Annotated in this window: 26 protein-coding genes; 17 read left to right on the top strand and 9 right to left on the bottom strand. The window is 62.4% G+C overall.

The features are described from left to right. Positions 1-64: 64 nt before the first annotated feature. Positions 65-889 carry a universal stress protein gene (locus tag ABDB81_RS27585; protein WP_137927408.1) on the top strand — a complete coding sequence of 275 codons (825 nt, stop codon included), beginning with the start codon at positions 65-67 and terminating at the stop codon, positions 887-889. 33 nt (positions 890-922) lie between these two features. Beyond that, a complete protein-coding gene (locus tag ABDB81_RS27580) occupies positions 923-1,762 on the top strand; it encodes a universal stress protein (RefSeq protein WP_137927409.1) in 840 nt (279 codons plus the stop codon). 78 nt (positions 1,763-1,840) lie between these two features. Here the strand turns inward: ABDB81_RS27580 and ABDB81_RS27575 are convergent, their stop codons facing one another. Continuing rightward, on the bottom strand, positions 1,841-2,644 hold the full coding sequence (locus tag ABDB81_RS27575; protein ID WP_137927410.1) for a universal stress protein: 804 nt from the start codon (positions 2,642-2,644) through the stop codon (positions 1,841-1,843). A gap of 187 nt (positions 2,645-2,831) precedes the next feature. On the opposite strand from ABDB81_RS27575, the gene ABDB81_RS27570 reads away from it, so the two are divergent. Next, entirely contained in the window at positions 2,832-3,326 is a 495-nt protein-coding gene (locus ABDB81_RS27570; RefSeq protein ID WP_160474602.1) for a universal stress protein, read from the top strand. Here the strand turns inward: ABDB81_RS27570 and ABDB81_RS27565 are convergent. Together ABDB81_RS27565 and ABDB81_RS27560 are read right to left on the bottom strand one after the other, a co-directional pair. Continuing rightward, positions 3,323-3,967 (bottom strand): response regulator transcription factor, encoded by a 645-nt coding sequence (locus tag ABDB81_RS27565; RefSeq protein ID WP_160474603.1) that lies wholly within the window; start codon positions 3,965-3,967, stop codon positions 3,323-3,325. The genes ABDB81_RS27570 and ABDB81_RS27565 overlap by 4 nt on opposite strands. Before the next feature lie 4 nt (positions 3,968-3,971). Then, complete coding sequence (locus tag ABDB81_RS27560) at positions 3,972-5,096, bottom strand: PAS domain-containing sensor histidine kinase (protein ID WP_137927413.1); 1,125 nt, start codon at positions 5,094-5,096, stop codon at positions 3,972-3,974. Between the two features lie 396 nt (positions 5,097-5,492). Between ABDB81_RS27560 and ABDB81_RS27555 the strand changes: the two genes are divergently transcribed. After that, positions 5,493-5,936 (top strand): Hsp20/alpha crystallin family protein, encoded by a 444-nt coding sequence (locus tag ABDB81_RS27555; RefSeq protein ID WP_137927414.1) that lies wholly within the window; start codon positions 5,493-5,495, stop codon positions 5,934-5,936. Here the strand turns inward: ABDB81_RS27555 and ABDB81_RS27550 are convergent. The 3 genes from ABDB81_RS27550 to ABDB81_RS27540 form a co-directional block, all read right to left on the bottom strand. Then, entirely contained in the window at positions 5,840-6,457 is a 618-nt protein-coding gene (locus ABDB81_RS27550) for a lecithin retinol acyltransferase family protein (protein ID WP_249359638.1), read from the bottom strand. The genes ABDB81_RS27555 and ABDB81_RS27550 overlap by 97 nt on opposite strands. A gap of 232 nt (positions 6,458-6,689) precedes the next feature. Beyond that, positions 6,690-6,911, bottom strand: coding sequence for a hypothetical protein (locus tag ABDB81_RS27545; RefSeq protein ID WP_137927416.1), 222 nt, complete (start codon positions 6,909-6,911; stop codon positions 6,690-6,692). 438 nt (positions 6,912-7,349) lie between these two features. Then, on the bottom strand, positions 7,350-7,859 hold the full coding sequence (locus ABDB81_RS27540) for a hypothetical protein (RefSeq protein WP_346814119.1): 510 nt from the start codon (positions 7,857-7,859) through the stop codon (positions 7,350-7,352). A 298-nt stretch (positions 7,860-8,157) separates the two neighbouring features. Here ABDB81_RS27540 and ABDB81_RS27535 point away from each other — a divergent pair, with 298 nt between their 5' ends. From ABDB81_RS27535 to ABDB81_RS27500, 8 genes are all read left to right on the top strand, one after another. After that, the gene (locus ABDB81_RS27535; RefSeq protein ID WP_137927418.1) at positions 8,158-8,436 is read left to right on the top strand and encodes a DUF1488 domain-containing protein; all 279 of its coding nucleotides are present in this window, start codon (positions 8,158-8,160) and stop codon (positions 8,434-8,436) included. Between the two features lie 72 nt (positions 8,437-8,508). Next, the gene (locus tag ABDB81_RS27530) at positions 8,509-8,856 is read left to right on the top strand and encodes a hypothetical protein (protein WP_346814118.1); all 348 of its coding nucleotides are present in this window, start codon (positions 8,509-8,511) and stop codon (positions 8,854-8,856) included. A 239-nt stretch (positions 8,857-9,095) separates the two neighbouring features. Next, positions 9,096-9,539 (top strand): universal stress protein, encoded by a 444-nt coding sequence (locus tag ABDB81_RS27525; protein ID WP_137927420.1) that lies wholly within the window; start codon positions 9,096-9,098, stop codon positions 9,537-9,539. Positions 9,540-9,731: 192 nt separating this feature from the next. Continuing rightward, the gene (locus ABDB81_RS27520) at positions 9,732-10,166 is read left to right on the top strand and encodes a YeeE/YedE family protein (protein WP_346814117.1); all 435 of its coding nucleotides are present in this window, start codon (positions 9,732-9,734) and stop codon (positions 10,164-10,166) included. A gap of 1 nt (position 10,167) precedes the next feature. Continuing rightward, complete coding sequence (locus tag ABDB81_RS27515) at positions 10,168-10,599, top strand: DUF6691 family protein (protein ID WP_137927421.1); 432 nt, start codon at positions 10,168-10,170, stop codon at positions 10,597-10,599. Between the two features lie 179 nt (positions 10,600-10,778). Continuing rightward, positions 10,779-11,687 carry a sulfurtransferase gene (locus tag ABDB81_RS27510; RefSeq protein ID WP_346814116.1) on the top strand — a complete coding sequence of 303 codons (909 nt, stop codon included), beginning with the start codon at positions 10,779-10,781 and terminating at the stop codon, positions 11,685-11,687. A gap of 8 nt (positions 11,688-11,695) precedes the next feature. Then, a complete protein-coding gene (locus ABDB81_RS27505; RefSeq protein WP_346814115.1) occupies positions 11,696-12,244 on the top strand; it encodes a periplasmic heavy metal sensor in 549 nt (182 codons plus the stop codon). Between the two features lie 186 nt (positions 12,245-12,430). After that, entirely contained in the window at positions 12,431-12,967 is a 537-nt protein-coding gene (locus ABDB81_RS27500; protein WP_249359634.1) for a universal stress protein, read from the top strand. A gap of 108 nt (positions 12,968-13,075) precedes the next feature. Here ABDB81_RS27500 and ABDB81_RS27495 read toward each other — a convergent pair whose 3' ends face one another. The 3 genes from ABDB81_RS27495 to ABDB81_RS27485 all read right to left on the bottom strand — a co-directional run bounded on the left by ABDB81_RS27495 (position 13,076) and on the right by ABDB81_RS27485 (position 14,781). Then, complete coding sequence (locus ABDB81_RS27495; protein ID WP_137927424.1) at positions 13,076-13,435, bottom strand: hypothetical protein; 360 nt, start codon at positions 13,433-13,435, stop codon at positions 13,076-13,078. Positions 13,436-13,440: 5 nt separating this feature from the next. Then, complete coding sequence (locus tag ABDB81_RS27490) at positions 13,441-14,085, bottom strand: BON domain-containing protein (protein ID WP_346814114.1); 645 nt, start codon at positions 14,083-14,085, stop codon at positions 13,441-13,443. A 162-nt stretch (positions 14,086-14,247) separates the two neighbouring features. Continuing rightward, positions 14,248-14,781 (bottom strand): hypothetical protein, encoded by a 534-nt coding sequence (locus ABDB81_RS27485; RefSeq protein ID WP_346814113.1) that lies wholly within the window; start codon positions 14,779-14,781, stop codon positions 14,248-14,250. 154 nt (positions 14,782-14,935) lie between these two features. Here ABDB81_RS27485 and ABDB81_RS27480 point away from each other — a divergent pair, with 154 nt between their 5' ends. The 5 genes from ABDB81_RS27480 (at position 14,936) to ABDB81_RS27460 (ending at position 18,421) form a co-directional block, all read left to right on the top strand. Continuing rightward, a complete protein-coding gene (locus ABDB81_RS27480; protein ID WP_346814112.1) occupies positions 14,936-15,262 on the top strand; it encodes a hypothetical protein in 327 nt (108 codons plus the stop codon). Between the two features lie 145 nt (positions 15,263-15,407). Beyond that, positions 15,408-16,445: an HAD-IC family P-type ATPase gene (locus ABDB81_RS27475; RefSeq protein ID WP_346814111.1), complete on the top strand. Its 1,038-nt coding sequence runs from the start codon at positions 15,408-15,410 to the stop codon at positions 16,443-16,445. A 374-nt stretch (positions 16,446-16,819) separates the two neighbouring features. Next, on the top strand, positions 16,820-17,020 hold the full coding sequence (locus ABDB81_RS27470) for a DUF2892 domain-containing protein (RefSeq protein ID WP_137927428.1): 201 nt from the start codon (positions 16,820-16,822) through the stop codon (positions 17,018-17,020). 11 nt (positions 17,021-17,031) lie between these two features. After that, positions 17,032-17,544 (top strand): hypothetical protein, encoded by a 513-nt coding sequence (locus tag ABDB81_RS27465; RefSeq protein WP_160473329.1) that lies wholly within the window; start codon positions 17,032-17,034, stop codon positions 17,542-17,544. Positions 17,545-17,581: 37 nt separating this feature from the next. Further along, a complete protein-coding gene (locus tag ABDB81_RS27460) occupies positions 17,582-18,421 on the top strand; it encodes a universal stress protein (RefSeq protein ID WP_137927430.1) in 840 nt (279 codons plus the stop codon). The last annotated feature ends 228 nt before the right edge of the window (positions 18,422-18,649 follow it).

Below are 18,649 nucleotides of genomic sequence, written 5' to 3'. Positions count from 1 at the left end.
TGTCGCAATCCTGCACTGATTACCTTTGACTGTAGTCGGTGCAACAGCGTACGAGGGCATGGCGATGGCTTACAAGACAGTACTGGTGGATCTGGCTGACGATGGGGCGACTCAGGCGCGGCTGGATGCGGCATTTACCCTGGCGGCGAACGCCAATGGGCGCGTGATCGGACTCAGCGCCACCGGACCGATGCTGGATCCGTATCGCAGCGCGGGCTCGGAGGCAATGCGCTATCAGGCCATGCGTGCCGACATGTTGCGCGGTGTGGAGCAGGCCGGTACGCAGGCGCTCTCCGATGCCTGCGCGCGCCACGGTACGCCGACTGATTACATGCACCTTCTGGTGGAGCAGGATGCCGGCTGGGCGCTTGCCGCGCATGGCATGGCCAGCGACATCATCCTGCCCGGCCTGCCGGGCGCGCCCAGCGACCTGCCCGTTTTGATGGCGTCGGCCGCCGAGTATGCGCTGGTGAACGCGGGGAGGCCTTTGCTAGTGGTACCGGCCCAGGCGCGGCTGTCGACGATCAATACCGCCGTGGTGGCGTGGAACGGCAGGCGCGAGGCAGCTCGCGCGCTCAGCGATGCGCTACCGCTGCTAAAACGCGCCAATCGCGTGATCCTCGTGGTGGTGATGGGTAGCAAGGGGCTCTGGCAGCACGGCGACGGAGAACTGCTGCGCTGGCTGGGCACGCACGGTGTCCGTGCGACGCTGGCGGTGGAAGAATCGTCATCGGTCGCCGGTTGCCTGCTGCAGAAGGTGCTGCGGGAATCGGCCGACCTGCTGGTGGCTGGCGGCTACGGCCATTCAAGGCTTGGTGAGCTGATGATCGGCGGCACGACCCGCACGTTGCTGAACAACACGCCAGTGCCACTGCTCATTTCCCACTAGGCGGCCGCGCCGCAGAGGCCAGAAGATCAAGCCATGCTCGCCTATCCCAGCATCTTCGTGCATATAGACGCCAGCTCGCGCGCGATGCTCCGCGCGAAGTTGGCCGTGCAAATCGCCATCGCCCAGCGTTGCCGCCTGATAGGCGTTTGTGCCACGTTTGCCGCCGATCCACAGTGGTTCTATCACGTGGGGCACGCCGCCACCGTTCTGCAGGAGGATCGGGCCCGGCGTGAGCGCCAGCACGAAACGCTGCAGCAACGATTCGAGTCGACGGTATGGCGCGAGTCGGCATCTGCGGAATGGCGCAGCCTGCATGGCGACCCGGTGCGTCAGACGCTCAGGGAAGTCAAGGAGGCCGGACTCCTGGTGGTTGGGCAAATCGATGCCAGTGAACCCGAGACCGTGGTGGCGCCACAGTTTCTCGAATCGATCATTCTGGAGTCGGGTCGGCCCGTCCTGGTGGTGCCCTACGCTGGGCCGGCGCTGACCGTGGGCCGCCGCGCGCTGGTGGCGTGGGATGGCGGCAAGGAATGCGCCCGTGCCCTGCACGATGCATTGCCGCTGCTGGCAGGTGGCACGGTGCACCTGCTCCATGCCAATCCGACCCAGCACGTCACACGCGCCGATGCGGCGCCACTTGAAGTCGCGTGCCGTGTGCTGCGCGATGTGGGCGCCGACGTCAGCACCGAGTGCGAACCCGGTACGAGCGATGCTGCCATAGGCGACCTGATATTGTCGCGCGCCGCCGATGTGCAAGCCGACCTGCTGGTCATGGGCGCGTACGGGCACGGACGCTTCCGCGAACTCGTGCTTGGCGGCGTGACCAAGACCATCCTTACTTCGATGACAATCCCCGTGCTGCTGGCACACTGAGACGAGCCACGCTACGTTTGCGAATCTGCTGGCTCCTCGGGGTTCCAAAGGACGCGGGCAGCGTCGGCACGCGCATCGCTAGCGTGCGAACAGAGCCGGGATTGTGGATTGCTCGAGCAGGGTGCTGGCGATGCCTCCCAGCTTGCCGACTGCTTTGTCGCTTGCCGGCGCGCCGCAAACCAGCAAGTCGGTGCGGGCCGTCCGCGCGGTGGCCAGCAAGGCGTTGCCTGGTGACGCATGTGCATCGCCCCTAAGTCCGATCAGACAGGCGCGAACGCCCCGCCGCGCCAGCCACGTCAGCGCGTAGCTGGCCGGCGCCAGATTGGTGTGGCGGTGTCGGGAGACGGGGATGCAGCAAACAAGCGCGACATGCTGCGCGCGGCGCAGGAGCGGCAGCGCGTCGCGCATCGCACGCGCCGATTCGCGCGTGCCACTCCACGCCACCATCACGCGCGGATAGGGCCACGCCTGCGTGGGGGCGGCGTCGTGCGTCCGTGGAATAACAAGAACCGGTGGTCCGGCCTCCAGGATCGTGCCTTCGGCAAAAGGGGGTGTGTCAACCAGGCGATGGGCCTCGCCAGCGCACGGCTGGCTGACGATGATCAAGTCAGCCAGGCGGCCTTCGCATTGCATGGCTTCCAGTGACGTGCCTTCTCCCACGCGCCAGTCCACGGCAATGGGGGCGCCTGCCGTCGCGGTTTCGAAGGCCACGCGGCTAGATTCGCAATCGGCAAAAAACGCCGCGTCGGGCGTCAGGCCGCGCTGTGGCAACAGGCCCACAAGCGTTGCAGGCAATGCACAGGCCAGGGCGACGGCGTGGGAGAGCCGGGCCGTGGCGTGCGTTGACGCATCCACGTGGACCACGATAGCTGAGATCTCCATCCGCACCCTCGCCAGTGCCTCGACATTGGGCACGCGTCAAATCTATGTCATGACGTGGGAGAACCGTTGCGAAAAGTCAAACGAGAGCGGACTGAGTCGATCGATCAAAGCCGTTGCGGCAGATCAAGTGCGATGGGTTTAGGCGTCCTAATCTCGAAAGCACGATGACCCAAGCGGAGTCCCGATCATGTACGAAAGAATCCTGGTGGCGGTGGATGGTGGCGATTCGGCGGACTTGGCAATGTCGCAGGCCATCGGCATGGCGCGCGTATGCCAGGCTGCGATCAAGCTGCTGTACGTGGTTGACGATAGCGAATTGTTCGATGCCGCGGGTACGACTGATACCGCCAAGGTGCTGAGCCAGCTTGTGCGGGGTGGCGAACGGGCCTTGGACCTGGCCGCCGAGCGATGCTCTCACGCCGACGTTACCTGTATCAAGGAACTCGTGGAGCGTCCCCTTGGCCGCGGCAACATCTCGGAGACCATTGTCGAGCGTGCAAACTCCTGGCCAGCCGACCTGATCGTTATGGGTACGCATGGGCATCGCGGCTTGCGGCGGGCCATCATGGGTAGCGTGTCCGAAGGCGTGCTGGCGCAGACCAACAAGCCCGTGCTGCTGATTCGCGCGCCGGCCAGCACACAGCCGCCACACCTCGCAGGTAAGTCGAATGACAGGTACTAGGGCGGTGATTCTCCGGGAAACAGGTTCGCCTCGATGGCGTAGCGCACCAGCGCGGCGTCGCTGCGAAGCTGGAGTTTATCCAGCAGTCGCATCTTGTAGGTGCTGATGGTTTTCGCGCTCACGCACAGGGCCTCGGCGATTTCCGTCAGCGATTCGCCATTGACGATGCGCCGGTACACCTCCAGCTCGCGGTCGGACAGGCTGGCATGCGGTGCATCGGTTTGCTCCTGCACGCCGAGCGCCAGCTTTTCCGCCATCTCGGGGCTGACATAGGTGCCGCCCGTGGCCACCTTGCGCAACGCCGCGATCAGGTCATTGGCGGCGCTGTCCTTGGTCAGGTATCCGGCCGCGCCAGCCCGGAATGCGCGTACCACATACTGCTCCTCTGCATGCATGGTCAAGACCAGCACCCGGCTGGCCGGATACTCGGTGCGGACATGCCGCACCAGCTCAAGGCCGCTGCGCCCTGGCATCGACAGGTCCAGCAGAATCACATCGGGCGTGGTCTCGCGCAACACCTGTGGCACTTCGGAACCCTTGGCGGCTTCGCCCACGACCTCGACGTCGTCCTCGCGCTCCAGAATATGGCGCAAGCCGTTGCGCACCACGGCATGATCGTCGGCAATGACCACTCGTATCATCGGCTTACTCCGTCTCGGTGGCGCGCATGGGAAAGCGCAGGCATAGCTCGAATCCTTGCCCAGGCGCGTGCGTCAGCGCCAGCGTTCCGCCAAGCAGACGGGCTCGTTCGCGAATGCCAAGCAGTCCGAACGAGCGTCGCGTGCGATCGCGTAGCGCGCCGTCCCAGCCATTGCCGTTGTCGCGCACGCGGAGCACGTGTTCGCCGGCCTGCCGGTCCAGGGCGATCCACACGCGATTGGCCTGTGCATGGTGCACGACGTTGTTCAGCGCCTCTTGCACGATTCGGAAAACCGCCGTCGCCTCCTGTTCGTTTACGTCAAGATGATCGGGGGCGCCTAATTCGATCGTCAGGCCGTAGCGGCGGCTGAAATCCTTGGTCAGCCAGTCCAGTGCCGCCGCCAGCCCCAGTTCGTCGAGCAGGGCGGGGCGAAGGTCTGCGGAGATTTGCCGGACTGCGGCGATGGCGGCATCGATGCTGCCATGCATGGCAGCGGCGCGACTGAGGTAAGGCGACGCCGTGTCGACTTCGCGCAGTTCGCTCTCCAGCATGGCAAGGTCCATCTTCAGCGCACTCAGGCGTTGCCCGATGTCGTCATGCAACTCGCGGGCGACGCGGCGTTTTTCTTCCTCGCGTTTTGCCAGGATGCTGTCGGAGAGCGCCTGCAATTCCTCGCGCGAGCGCCGCAATGCGGTTTCCGCTCGCACACGCTCGGTGATGTCGCGAAGCACAACGGTAAATAGCTTGCGGCCCTGGCCGTCGCTTGTCTGCGAGATGGATGCCTCGATGGGGAATTCGCTGCCGTCGCGGCGCAGCGCATAGAGCGTACGCTGCAGCCCCATCTGCCGATCCGTGACCCCCGTTACACCGAAGCGGCGCACGTGCAGGGTGTGAGCGGAGCGAAAACGCTCCGGCAGCAGGAGGTCGAGGGTCTTGCCGATGGCATCCCCTGCGGCAATCCCGAAAAGCGTCTCGGCCATCGGGTTGAACAGCACGATCTGCTGCTGTTCGTTGATGGAGATGATGGCCTCCATGGAAGTCCGCACAATGGCTGCCAGACATGCCTCGTTGCCCGAGATCTGCGCGGGCAGGTGCGTCGCATCGCTGCGAAGGGGCGTGTCTCGGGTCATGTCGGGCCACTCTTAAGGGACGCTCAATGCCGAAGGCATGATTCTTCTTTTTCCTAAGACGGCAGCAGTCTGCTGATCACGGGCTGCTGATCAGAATATAGAAGATACGTAACGCCCGCGCGACCCGGCGCACGCGAGAAGGGTGCCCACCCGCTCACATACTCCGCACATGAATGGTGCGCCTATGCATCATGGCGCACATAGTTGGTCGGAGCTGTCACTCGGCTGTGATCGGTGTCGAGCGTCTCTGGCCAACACGACAGGCTGCGGTGTCTTATTGAATGCTGGTCTGGCAAACCGGCGCCGCAGTGGTTGACGCAACGCAAAGGCCAGTCGTGGTGGGCTGCCATGCTAAAGACAGCCGGATTTGCCGGCGATCCAATGAAGGAGTCCACGATGACCAGCCTCAGACATTACGACCCGCTTTCCATCGAGCCGATCAGCGACATGATGCAGGGCATGCTACGCGCGTTCCGCGGGACAGCCGACGTCGGCACGGTATTCAAGGTCGATGTGACGGAGTCCGATGGCAGCTACACGGTGACCGCTGAGTTGCCCGGTGTGAAACCGGAGGACATCGATATCGACGTCGATCGCGGCACGGTCATGATAGCCGCCAAGGTCGACCGCACGACCGAGCAGCGAGACGGGGAACGTGTGATTCGCCACGAGCGCTACAGCGGTGCGATGCGCCGCGCCTTCACGCTGGATGCTGACATTGACGAAGCGAAGGTGGATGCGACCTACGCCGACGGCGTCCTGCGGCTAGCGCTGCCCAAGAAGGAAGCAACGCCGCAGAAGCGCATCCAGATCCGTCCGGCAGGGGAGACCACGCGATGAGCGTTAATGAGATTCCGTTGCCACGCTCCGATCCACATTCCACTGACCGGCCCTAGCATGTGGATGGGCGCGCCGCGGCCCGCGTACACGCGCGCCCAAATCCACGCATGCAGCAGGCACGCGGTTGCTAGCAGGGCGCGAAGCGGATCGTGTGCCAATCGCTCGACCTGCATGCTGGTTGGCGTGCCATGTACACACCAATTGCAGAAATGCTCGCAGTTGTTGCGCAGCAGGTGATAGGCGTCCTCGCCCAGCCGCGACGTGGCGCGACGTACCACGTCGGCGCCGCCGTACCGCGCATGCTGCACGGTGCCAACTTCGATTCCGTGGCCGTCGGCAAAAGTGTCGAGCGTGGTGCACTCCACGGGGCCTCGGCGCAGCAGTGACTTGAATCCCGCGTAATGCACTACCTGTCCGTTGCCGATGTAAATGCCATGATGACAGTACCAGCGTCGCGGCGTGATAACGTGCGTGCCTTCGTGAAGCGCCTGCGGCGCCCGGTGGGTTGCCGCTGGCCCCATTGCCATGCCCAGATTGTTCATTTTCATCTCCCGCCGGTTGGCACCGATGGCACGGACGCGTGCGGCCTGTTGCTTTATGAACTTCGCGCGCGGCGTTGCCGGGGTGTGGCTGGAGTATTGGTCATGCGGGACTCATGCAACTATCAGCGGATGCCGGCAAACGCGTCGCCCAATTGCCATGTGGGACGTGGGAAAGGGGCTGTGCGGTGCGTCAGGTTTGCCGGCGCCGCTGTCAGGGTTGCCTGACTCGCACCGATGAGGCGCGGTGAACGGCGCCCAGCACTCGGTAGCCGGCCGGGGTAACGTGCACTGTGGGAGATGCTGTCGACCGTGCGTTGGCCATGTTGATCAAACGACAGGTGGCAAGCGCGGCCAGATCGTGCGGGTCGATATCGCGGCACGACCCCAGCGATCCCAGCACCATCAACGCAGCAATTTCATGGGCACTCAACATGGCATGTCTCCCCTTGGCAGCGGCAACTTTGTGCGTCTCGTCTTTTGCCTTGTGAAGATAGCCACTGGGAAATAGTTAGTGCGCTAAAACCCATAACTGTTTGACGACGATCAATTGTGAAGGCATCGACGACGCTACGTGACTGACCTCGCCCCGTCCCACTCCAGGCTTCCCAACATGTAAGCGGGTGCCCCCGCGTCGGAGACTCGCCGATCGCACGCGTCATGACAGCGGGTCGCATTCCAGGTCATCGCTAAACCCAGCCTTTGCAGTTCCATCTCTGAGTTCATCGTCTGGTACCGCAGCCGGGCGCGATCCATGACGCCGGCGCAGTGGCCCGTCAAGGAGTGATGCCGAACGTGTTGTTTCGTTGATCAATCCCAAGCCTTGGCCACCCCTGTTGTTCGCCCTATTTGTCGTCTTTGATCAGCCGCGCACTTAAAGTACGGTGCTTTCGCACAGATCTGCTTGGCCCATGCAGTACTGCCAGGTGCCTTCTTCGCTATTCATCGTGAACGAGATGGTCAGGTCTATCGGTTTGCGGCCGACGATCAACGCGAGTTCTTGGATGATGCCCTGGTACACCGCCGCCAGATAGTATTGGCCGGGCGGCACCCGCATATACAGCAGCGGTCCCTCGCTCACCACGCGCAGGACGCGTTCGTGTCGCGCATTGAGTAGCAGCACCTTGACGTCCGAAAGCGATGCGCCATCCGATCGATCCTGGAATCGCAGGTGCACATTGAACTGCGGCGCAAGCGAGCGCATGCGCGCCACATCGTCGGCGCCGATGCCCCCCGAGAGGTAAGGAATGCTGGTGGCGCCCTGCTGCGGAGCGGCCTTGGGCGTACTTGTCGACGCTTGAGCGCAGGCCGGGCCAGCCAATGCGGTAGAGGCAGCGAGGATCGTGATCTTGACCCAGGAGCGGCGAGTGCCGAGGAAGCTCATGATCGATTCCGCTATGTGATTGCGTTGCCGCGTTAATTCTCACTTTATGTCCGCGTGGGCGGTGGCCGTTGACGCAACGCAAAGCGATTGCCGTGCAACGTTCGGAGGCACGAAGGACTGTCGCCAACGGTATCAGTTGCGGGGTCGATGCTGCTCACCACGAGACAAAGACGCGCAACCCTCGCGTGGCGTGGCGCGATCCATGCGCCCTTGCGATGAATCAAATCACCGATTGGGCTAACGCCTAGGCTAGGTAAGGTGACGTCTCCGGGTACGGCTACGTATCGCCGAACACATCATGAGCGCAATCGAGTTTTCAGGAATGTTGCCGACTTACTGCTCGGCAGGCCCCAGCCTTCAGTGCCAAGCGCGCGTAAATGGCGCGCAAGCGTGTTATGGCATTACCGCCGAAGCCCTGGAGGACCACTTCGGCGCGCGATCATGTCGACCGGAAGACTTGTTCGTGGCCTATCAAAAGCACAGGGGGGCCATCGAGACGATGGCCCGTGGCCTGTTCGAGATGACCGGGGCATACAACGTTCTGCTGCACAGTGGGCACTTTCGATTCGGTATGTAGCTTTGAGTGACACGAGGATTGCGGCGAGGCGGCACAGTTTGCGGTGCCGGACGCTTTGAAAAGAGATGATTGATGATGAAAACGATCTGGGCCAGTCGAAGTGCCATCGTGATCCTATTGGCGATACTCGCCGCTTGCGCTAGCTATCCGCCAGGCGATCCACAGCTTCTGACGTTCCTGCAGGACGGCGTGACAACCCGGGAGGACGTGTACATGAAACTGGCCGAGCCAAGCGCGGTGTGGGAAGGTGGTCGCGTCATGATCTATCAAGTCGACCGCAATAAGCAGGGTTATGTGCCGATGCGGCGCAGGGAAGCCGCATCGACCGCTAAGTACAGCTTGGTCCTGGTCTTCGACGACCAAGGTATCCTTCGCCGGCATTCTCTGGTCGGGATGAAGGATGATCCTCCTGTCCCTTGAAATTGCTCTTGGTCGCATCCATTCCGGCATGCCGATGATCCGACGATCGGAACGACACCGCTACCCTGGACCACACGAAGACCACGTATCCCTTAATCCAGACCAAATTCCGGCAGAATTCGTCACCTATCTGTTCAACACGGGACCGACGCGACGGACCAAAGAATCACCGTGTCGCGACAACACCCCATTCTCAGTGAAGTGCGGCACGTTGCCGTTCTCGACTCAAGGAGCCTGCCATGCAATCCATCGTACTTGCCGCTGATGGGTCAACGTACAGCGATGCGGCGGCGCACTTTGTGGCCGCCGGAGAATTGCTCAAGGGTCCATTGCTTGTCCACTTGGTTCATTGCATGCCGGACGTGTCGGGTGAGGTGAAGTCATACATTAGCGCCACCGAGCTGGCCGCATGGCACGCGGACGAAAGCAGCCGGACTTTGCGCTCGGCCGCCGATATCCTCAACCTCGGCGGCGTATCGTTCGAGCAGCACGCGCTGACCGGCTTCGCGCCCGACCGCATCGTCGAGCTAGCACGTTCCGTCGATGCGTCAGCCATTGTGATGGGCACCCACGGCCGGGGAGCATTTTTCGATGCCATCGTCGGCTCCGTGGCGGGCCGTGTCATCGCCCATGCACCGTGCCCCGTCATTCTGGTGAAGGGCGAATCCGCGCACGGCCGGTGACATATGCCTGGGTCTCGGCTGTAAAGCCAATTCGCGGTCCTGCCGGACGCATCTGGCAGCGGTAATCGACGCTGCTGTATATTCTTGGCGCCTGGGAGGTCGCACCTCGACACGAGCCGATTGCGCCTGCGGTAACCGCTCGTGCTTCTTGATATGCCGCAGCGCAGGGGCGAATTACCGATTCGGGAAATCATGACGCTGGATCTTGATCATTTCACTCCGTTACTGTCGTTCGGCGGCGGCCTGCTTATCGGCTTGGCGGCCACGGTGCTGATTCTCTTCAACGGCCGCATTGCCGGCATTAGCGGTATCCTGGGCGGATTGCTGGGCGTGACGCGCCGTGACATGGGGTGGCGTATTGCTTTCCTTGCTGGGCTGCTGAGCGCACCCATACTGGGCCGTTTTGCGGGTCATCCTCCCGTTGCCGACATCGAGGCTGGCTGGCTCCAAGTTCTGGTGGCCGGCTTTCTCGTAGGCATCGGCACGCGATACGCAAGCGGATGTACAAGCGGGCATGGCGTGTGCGGCATCTCGCGCGGTTCGGCGCGATCAATTGTCGGCACGCTCACCTTCATGGCAGCGGGCCTCCTGACCGTTTTCGTAAAACGTCATCTACTGGGAGCCTGAGATGGGCATGATCACTGCGTGGATAGCCGGACTGGTATTCGGACTCGGTCTGATGATGTCGGGCATGGCGAACCCTGCCAAGGTCCTGGCGTTTCTGGACCTTGCCGGCGTGTGGGACCCTTCGCTCGCTTTTGTCATGCTCGGCGCGATCGTGCTGGCCTCGCTGGGGTTTTTTTTCGCCCGGCGCCGCACACGTTGTTGGCTCGGGCTGCCGATGCAGTGGCCCTCCAACACGTCGATCACATGGCGCCTGATCCTCGGCAGTGCCACCTTCGGAATCGGCTGGGGAGTGGCGGGCTTCTGCCCGGGGCCCGCATTGGTGGCGTTGGGTGCGGGATATCCGAAGGCCGCTGGTTTCGTCCTTGCCATGCTCGCAGGCATGATGGTGTTCGAGCTGATCGAACAGGCGAAATCGGGTGTGGCGAGCGTTTGAGCGTGGGCTGATCATAGGTCGAGCTTGGGTTGACACAAATCAACCACAGGCCTGCCTGCTATCCCAGAATCGGAACTGACAGGTCGCTACGCAAAGCCTTGGCCGTCAAGCCATTCCTACACGGTACGGTTCCCGGCCGTACGGACGTCGCGTCCCCATACCGAAGAAGGGATCCCACCATGCGTGACAGCGTACTCATTTCTCCTGCCGAACTCGACGAAGCACTTCGATCGGAGGCGGTTGTGCTAATCGATACCCGAGATGCGGCCCATTATGCGGAGGCGCATTTGCCGGGCGCGGTGAGCATCCACGAAATATTCACCTATCTTGCAACCACCACACCCGAAGGCCTCAGGGCGCTGCGCGCTACCTTTGCGGCGGCCTTCGGCAAAGCGGGCTTGTCAGGCAATGAAACAGCCGTCGTCTACGAGCAAGCGATGGCCACGGGGTTCGGCCAATCGTGCCGCGGATACATCCTGCTCAGATATCTGGGTTATCCGCGCGACAAGATCAAGGTACTGCATGGTGGCTACCAGGCGTGGAGTGCGGAAGGCCTGCCGAGCACGACCGAGGTTTTCACACCTGTCAGGGCGACCTTTCCCATCACGGACGACGACACCGGTCTGCTCGTGGATTTGGCGGAAATGAAGCGCATCGTCGACGACCCGCGCATCGTGAAGCTCGACGTGCGTGATGTCGACGAGTGGATCGGCGCGAGTTCCTCGCCGTACGGCAAAGACTTCTGTCCCCGCAAAGGTCGCATCCCGCATTCCGTCTGGATCGAGTGGTATCGCATGATGAAGCCGTCTGCCACGGGGCCGCGGTTCAAGTCGGCCGAGGAAATCCTGGCCGAATGCGCCACGGTGGGAATTCGCCGCGATACGCCCGTTGTTGTGTTCTGCTTCAAAGGCGCTCGTGCGTCGAACACCTTCGTGGCGCTGGAAGAGGCCGGCATACAGGACGTACGCCTCTATCTTGGATCGTGGAACGAGTGGTCGAGGGACATGACCTTGCCCATCGAAGCGGGGTTGCCTTATGCGGGCGCCAACGCCGGGCGGCCAGTCGGTGACCGCAATTGCCAACGCTAGGAGACGTCATGTCCAAGCATTACACATCGAAGTCCGCTATCCGGCAGGCCGTTGGCCTTTGTCTCACGTCGATTGCCATCGTGGCGATGGCGGCGCCGCCCGCTCCGGCAGCGCGCGGCACGAACGACTGCACGCGTGGGCCCGGCTATGGGATGCATGGCCGTTACGGCATGGGCCCCGACATGATAGGGGGAGGTATGGGTCCCGGCATGATGGGGGGCTATGGTGAGGGCCACGGGATGGGCATGGGTGCGCAGCACTGGACGCGCATTCCGGGCATGAACCTGTCTGACGAACAGCGCGCGAAGATCAATCGCATCGCCGACGACACGCGTAAGGCGCATTGGACTACCGTAGGCGCCATGATGGATCAGCAGGCGCGGCTGCGCGACCTTTACGGCGCACAAAAGCCGGACGAGGCCGCCATCGACGACGCCTACAAGACCATCGGCAAGCTGCGCAGCCAAATGTATGACTCGACAGTCGATGCACACAAGCGCATGGAGGCGGTGCTGACGAAGGAGCAGCAAGACGTGCTCCACAGGTATTGGCGCTGAGTGTCACCGAAGACGTGGCCCGCCAACATCCGGGCCTTACGGAGGACAGCTTTACAACCCCGTGGTCTGCCGGGCATGCGCCGCTATTGCACGCAGACCTCAGCGGAATTCGACGCAAACCTTCATCACCTTCGTTGATGCCGTTGCCAGCGATGGTGCGGCGCCACCGGAGACACGCTGCATCTGATGGAAAGCTTGTCGGGCGAATGGATCAGGAGACGGTTGATGTATCACCATGTTCTTGTCGCTGTTGACGGTGGCGCCTGCGCCTTGCGTGCGCTGACTGAGGCGATCCGGCTCGCGGCGGCATGCCGCGCGCAACTGGAAGTCGTGCACGTAATTGACTACTCGTTCTTGCAGTACGACAGCGGTTACGGTGTCCGAGCGGATATCATTCCGGAACTGTTGGAGTACGGTAAGAATCTCTTGCGCGACGCTTCAGGCGCGGCCGAACAGGCCGGCGTAAAGTGCACGACGACATTAGTCGATAACATCATCGGTCTGGGTGATGTCGCCGGGCAGATCCTGGAGCGCATCAACACCTCCCATGCCGACGTGGTCGTGGTGGGCACCCACGGGCGTCACGGACTGAAGCGCGTATTTCTAGGAAGCGTTGCCGAATCATTGGCGCGAGCCTCCGCCGTGCCGGTGCTTCTGGTCAGGGAGGAGCCGCGCACGCATGGGATTGCTCCCGACGAGGCGCTGGCGGAAGCGTCGCGATGACCGTCGGTTTGCTGCTGCATGAGACCCATTGATCTGAGCCGCGCCAGACTAGTTTTTTGCTGGCGCAGCGGCCCGTGTGATATCCGTTTGATATCGATGTTAATCGAATTATGACCGGGCTGTAGCACGTGGCGGCCCAGCCGGGTGTTCGGTCTGCAGTGGCTCAGAGATGGCGCTTGCCCATCCGCGAACCCGCATCAGTATGTCGCACTTGCCGAACCAGCCCGCGCGCACGGCGATGCAGGCGGCCTCGAATGCCTTGACGTTCCCCTCAAGGCTGAGCGCGTGCTGCAGCCACCGGCGATAACAGCGGTCCTGATAGGCGATGTATCGCTGACGCAGCATCGGATCCAATGGAATCAGCCCTTCGGACGCAGGAAACTCGGGCGCACCAAGATAGGACTCGAACCAGAACATGTAGGCACACGCGCGCATTCGCTCTTCGAGAGAGGCGTTGACGTATGCCATTTCGGTTATCGGATGCGGAGGTTGTTGACCACTTCGGAAACGCCCGGCGCAGACCATGCGGCGCCGGCAGCGGCTCGGCGCTCGGCCAGTGAGTCGACGGTTCCTTCCAGCGTGACGACCCCGGCGTCTGCCTTGATGGAGATGTGATGAGCTTCGCGTTCCGCATGGCGCCGGAGCGCGGATTCGATCTTTCCTTCAATGGCCTCGGGCACGATCTTCGGCACGACACGGATCAGGTTAGACACACCCACCACGCCGCGGATATGGCTGACCGCGCTCTCTGCCGCACGTCGCTGAAAGCCCCATTGGACGGTGCCACGGAGCGTGATCCAGCCCTTTTCGATTTCCACTTGCAGATTGTCTGCCGGCACATGCACATACCATTGCAACGCGTTGCGCGCGGCCAGCGCCACAGCTTCGTCGCCCAGCATTGACTTCGGCGTCACTTCAAGTTTGACCACGACACCTTTCACACCGCTGATGCGCCCAGCGGCATTTTCCGCGGAGACCTTCTCCGCGTACGTGCCAACGTGGCCGGAGAGCGTCACGACTCCCTGGTGCACTTCGACGCCGATACCGGCGGCATCAACGCGGGGATCCCAGTCGAGCTCTTCATCGATAACCTGCTTGAGTTCCATGTCAGTTTTCATTCCATCCTCCTACCTCGGTCATGCAGGGTCATCGAAAGATGGCCTTGCATGTTGCAATCTAGAAGACCCGGGGATCTGGCCCTTGACGTGGCACAAATCAACCCATCGGCGGCGGGAAGGCAGCGGCTTGCTCAGTACTGCGCGCCCGCAGCGGCATGCAAGCTAGGCTTCGTTTGGCGAGAGCCACGCGGGGCGCGGAGAGACGCCGGGATCGGTTGTCGGCTGCGAAATTAGAGCTGCTGCAAACGCATCGATGTCGGCTCGTGCGTCTCCGCTGACGACGTCACGCTGCAACAACACTATCACGGGATGCGGTGGACGACCCAGCGCCTCGGCAATCTCCTCGGCTGCGCGGAACCCGCCTCGCGCAGCCATCACCGCGGCGGCGGCCACACCCGGCGTGAATGGGCGCTGATCCCTCAGGAAGCTGCGCATCGGTGCGGCGAGATGACCGACCCAGACGGGCGCCATGAAGACCAGGTTGGCGTACTCGGACAAGGGTGGGCCAGCGTAGCGATAGGGCACATGCCGACGCAGAAGGTTGTCGAAGACGCATCGAAGGTCACCCCGGAAGCCAGCGCGACTGACTGCATCCTCGACTTCAAAGAGGGGGCAGTCCAGACGATCGGCCAGCATTTGGGCAGCCAGCCGCGTGGTGCCGCTACGAGAGTAGAAAATCACAGCAATGTCGTTCATGGCGCGTGACGGGTAGTTAAGATCGTTGGGATGCAAGTCTTCCCAACTCAAGGCTAGGCTGCTCGGATTCTCCTCGCTTGATATGCGTCAAGGTCCCGACGGTCAGAATTCCTACGCTGAATGCAGGAACGGACTGTCTTGTGAAGGAGCTGCAATGAAACGAAAACTTGCACCGAGTACGATGGCTGCGGTGGTCATGAGTGCGTTGGCCGTATCCGCTGCGTATGCGCAGAAGAACTACACCGATGGCGGGGATCTTTATGGCGGTGCGCGCGCGGCAACGGGCAAGGCCGCACCGTCAAAGGACGCCAGGAAGTCATCGACACAACGCTCCGGGAAGTTCGATCCCTACACTGACGGCATACATGAGCAGGCAGCATCTTCCGGCGCGAAAAAATTCCCTGACGAACGCCCGCAACCCGATGACGTGGCGAGATCCGGGAAGTTCGATCCGTATTCGGAAGGACAGAGTAAGAAGTAGGCTGGCATCGACAGGGGGAGGGCGTATAGCTGCGGTCACGCCTGGTTTTCAGACTGTCGACACGGAGGTTAGTCCAGTCGATCCGCGCTGAGGGAGGTGCGAGCTGTCATGTAAAGGGGGCACGACCAGGATGCCGGGTGCCAGAATGCTCAATAGCGCCGGAACAGTGATTTCGGCCGTCACGCTTGCGGGCGGATTTGCCGCGCGGGCGTGGTTCGGGGACGCCGTCGCTGACGGCATCTGGCTGCTCGGGGTGTTGCCCAACGTCATCGCGCATACCGTCACAAGCGTCAAGTCCGTGTTTCGCAAGCAAGCCGGCGTGGATCTGCTGGCCCTGGCATCGGTGGTGGTTGCGCTGAGTCTTGGAGAGTTTCTCGTGGCGGCCGTTATCTCGCTGATGCTGGCGAGTGGCCGTGCGCTGGAGGACTACGCGCAGTTCCGCGCGCAACGGGAGATGACCGCACTGCTCAGGCATGCACCTCGCCAGGCGATTCGACAGGAGCAGGGTAACTGGGTGTGCGTGGGCGTGAGTGAGGTTAGCCCAGGCGACCGGCTCATGGTGCGGCATGGAGATGTGCTTCCCGTCGACGGCGTGTTGGCCTGCGCTGGCGATCTTGATGAGTCTGCGCTCACCGGAGAAGCCACAATCCGGCGGCGGGCTGCGGGGGAAGCCGTTTGCAGCGGTGTACTGAATGCCGGGTCCGTGCTGGAGATGGTTGCGCTTGCGACGGAGTCGGACAGTACGTTTTCCGGAATTCTGCGCATGGTGGCGGCAGCACAGGCCAAACGCAGCCCGCTGACGCGCCTCGCCGATCGTTATGCCTTGTTCTTCATCGTTGTGGCGCTGGCCGTCGCGGGTGCCAGTTGGCTATGGAGCGGCGACGCCTTGCGCGTGCTGGCCGTACTGGTCGTGGCCACACCATGTCCGCTGATTCTGGGCGTACCGGTTGCCGTGGTGGCTGGACTGTCGCGTTGCGCGAGCCACGGCGTGCTCGTGAAGGGCGGAGGTGCCATGGAGTGGCTGGCGCGTGCCAGCATCCTGTTTTTTGACAAGACCGGCACGCTTACGCGCGGTACGGCGCGGCTTGTCGACATGGCCAGCGCGCCGGGCGAGCCGGTAGAGGCGCCACTCCGGCTTGCTGCATCGCTCGGTCAGGGGGCGGTCGGTTTCGCGAACGTGTGAGACTTTGCGCCGATCGGCTGCCTTAGCTTGACATGCGTCAAGCCTGATTCGGGAAGTAGTCCTAGTCTTAAAACGTACCGATGCGGGAGCAAATGAAGCGCAGGCAAGCACTGGGACCAATGATATTCGCTGCCGTTGCGGTGTAGACGGCATCGTCCGTCACGGCACAGAAGAACAACACCGAGAGCGGCGACCTCTATGGTGGCGCCCACGCAGCTTCCCGCGGCGGGCCGACGCCGGGAAGTTTCCCGACGAACGTCCGCAGCCCGACGATGTGGCGCGCGCCAGCAAGTTCGAGCCCTATACCGAGAGTCAGTCCAAGTAACGTGCGCCATGGCGCAGCGGGAAGACAAGGTCATTCACGGAGGAGTGTCATGAAACGGAACGAAGGCAATGTGGATCGCGCACTGCGCATGCTGGTCGGCATCGTGCTCTTGCTGTTGGCTGCGAGTGGCACCATCCCGCCATGGGGATGGATTGGTGTCGTGCCGCTCCTGACCGGCCTGGCCGGTTACTGCCCGCTGTACCGGCTCTTTGGCTGGAGCACGTGCACACAACAACCGCCTACCGCCTGAAGGAGCACGTCATGACGGATACCGCATCAAAAGCCGACCCCATGCTCGGCCCCATGCAAACGCTGCTCGGAAATACCTTCCGCCTGTCCGCTGCGCTGGGCGAGGCGCGCCGTGACGTACTGAAGTCCCATGTCAAGGCGATGGAGGAGCAGTTGAAGACATGCCGCGCCATGTTGGTCAAGGTCTCTGCTGCGAAGGACTGGCAGACCTTGCAGGAGTCAATGGTCTGCGTGGCGTCCGAGAGCGCAGCGCACCAAGGCGCGCTGATCGGCGAGTATGCGCGGCTGATGACCGAGGGCATGGGAGGATGGCTCGAACAGTGTCGCGCGTGCGGCGACCAATGGCTCGCCATCGACCAGAAACAGCCGCTGCCAGCAAACGCAGTCATCAATAACGGCCTGAACGGCATATCGACCGCGTTCAACGAGTTCTACGACCAGTTGGGCCGCATGGCCTTCATGCTGAACGGGCAGGGTGCCGAAGCGGGCAGTGCGGCCACGTCCGCACGCGTCCGCCAGACGTAAGGGTTTCCTGCCGAACTGTATTCGGGGAGGCTTCGCCATGAATTACGCCACCATCCTTGTTCATCTGGATGGCAGCAGGCAACTGCATCAACGCCTGCATCTGGCCACTCAGATTGCATTGGCTCACAGCGCAAAGCTGATCGGCCTGTTTGCCGCTGGCCGGCCCGATCCGAATGCGATTCAGGGCGTGTTGAATGGCGACCGCTATGTCGCTTCGTTCAATCGGTGGCAAGACCAGGCGCGCAGGGGGGCGAAACTGGCATTCGAGGGCGCAACGGCGGGCGTCGATATTCGCACGCAATGGCGCGAAGTGGACTGGGGCACGCCATCTGCGGTGGTTGTCGAGACGCGTATGGCAGACCTGACGATACTGGGGCAGGCTGATCCCGCCGATCCACTGACGATGACCGATGGCCATTTTGTCGATCAGATGATCATGCGCAGTGGACGCCCGGCGATGATCGTGCCTCATACGGGTGCGTTCCCCAGCGTGGGGCGCCGCGTGCTGATAGCGTGGAACGGTGGGGCGGAGAGTGCCCGCGCCATCCACGATGCATTGCCGATCTTGCGCAGCGCGGCGTCTGTGGAGATCACCGAATACGTGAACCCAGACCAGATGACTGACCCCTGGGCTTCGCCGGGACGTTATGCGCAAACGTGGCTGCAGGACCATGGCGTGCAGGCGCGCCTCAGAGAAGCCACCATTGACCACGGCGACGAAACTGGAGAGCTGCTGCTGTCGCACGCGGCCGATCTCGATGCTGACCTGCTGGTGATGGGGGCGTATGGCCACAGCCGGATGCGTGAACTGATGCTTGGTGGCGTCACGGCGGCGCTGCTGCGCTCGATGACCGTGCCCGTGCTGATGTCGCACTAGGTCGCTGGCACTTCTGTTCTCGACATCGTCACGCATTTTCCTGAAGGTTCATCCGCGACAAGTGCTGAGGGATCACGCCATCTGTGGTGACTTGTCAGTCAGACCGCAATGACAAAGGTGTCGCTGGGCGTATCCGTCCACTATGCCGTTAGGCGTTTACCCCGAATCACCACCACATGGGTACAGATCATCAAGGCATGCCTGCTGCTGGGCGGCGCGTCGTTCATG

The sequence above is a fragment of the Cupriavidus sp. DL-D2 genome (assembly GCF_039710735.1).
In the GTDB taxonomy this organism is placed as follows: Bacteria; Pseudomonadota; Gammaproteobacteria; order Burkholderiales; family Burkholderiaceae; genus Cupriavidus.
This window is presented reverse-complemented; position numbering and strand designations above follow the sequence as displayed.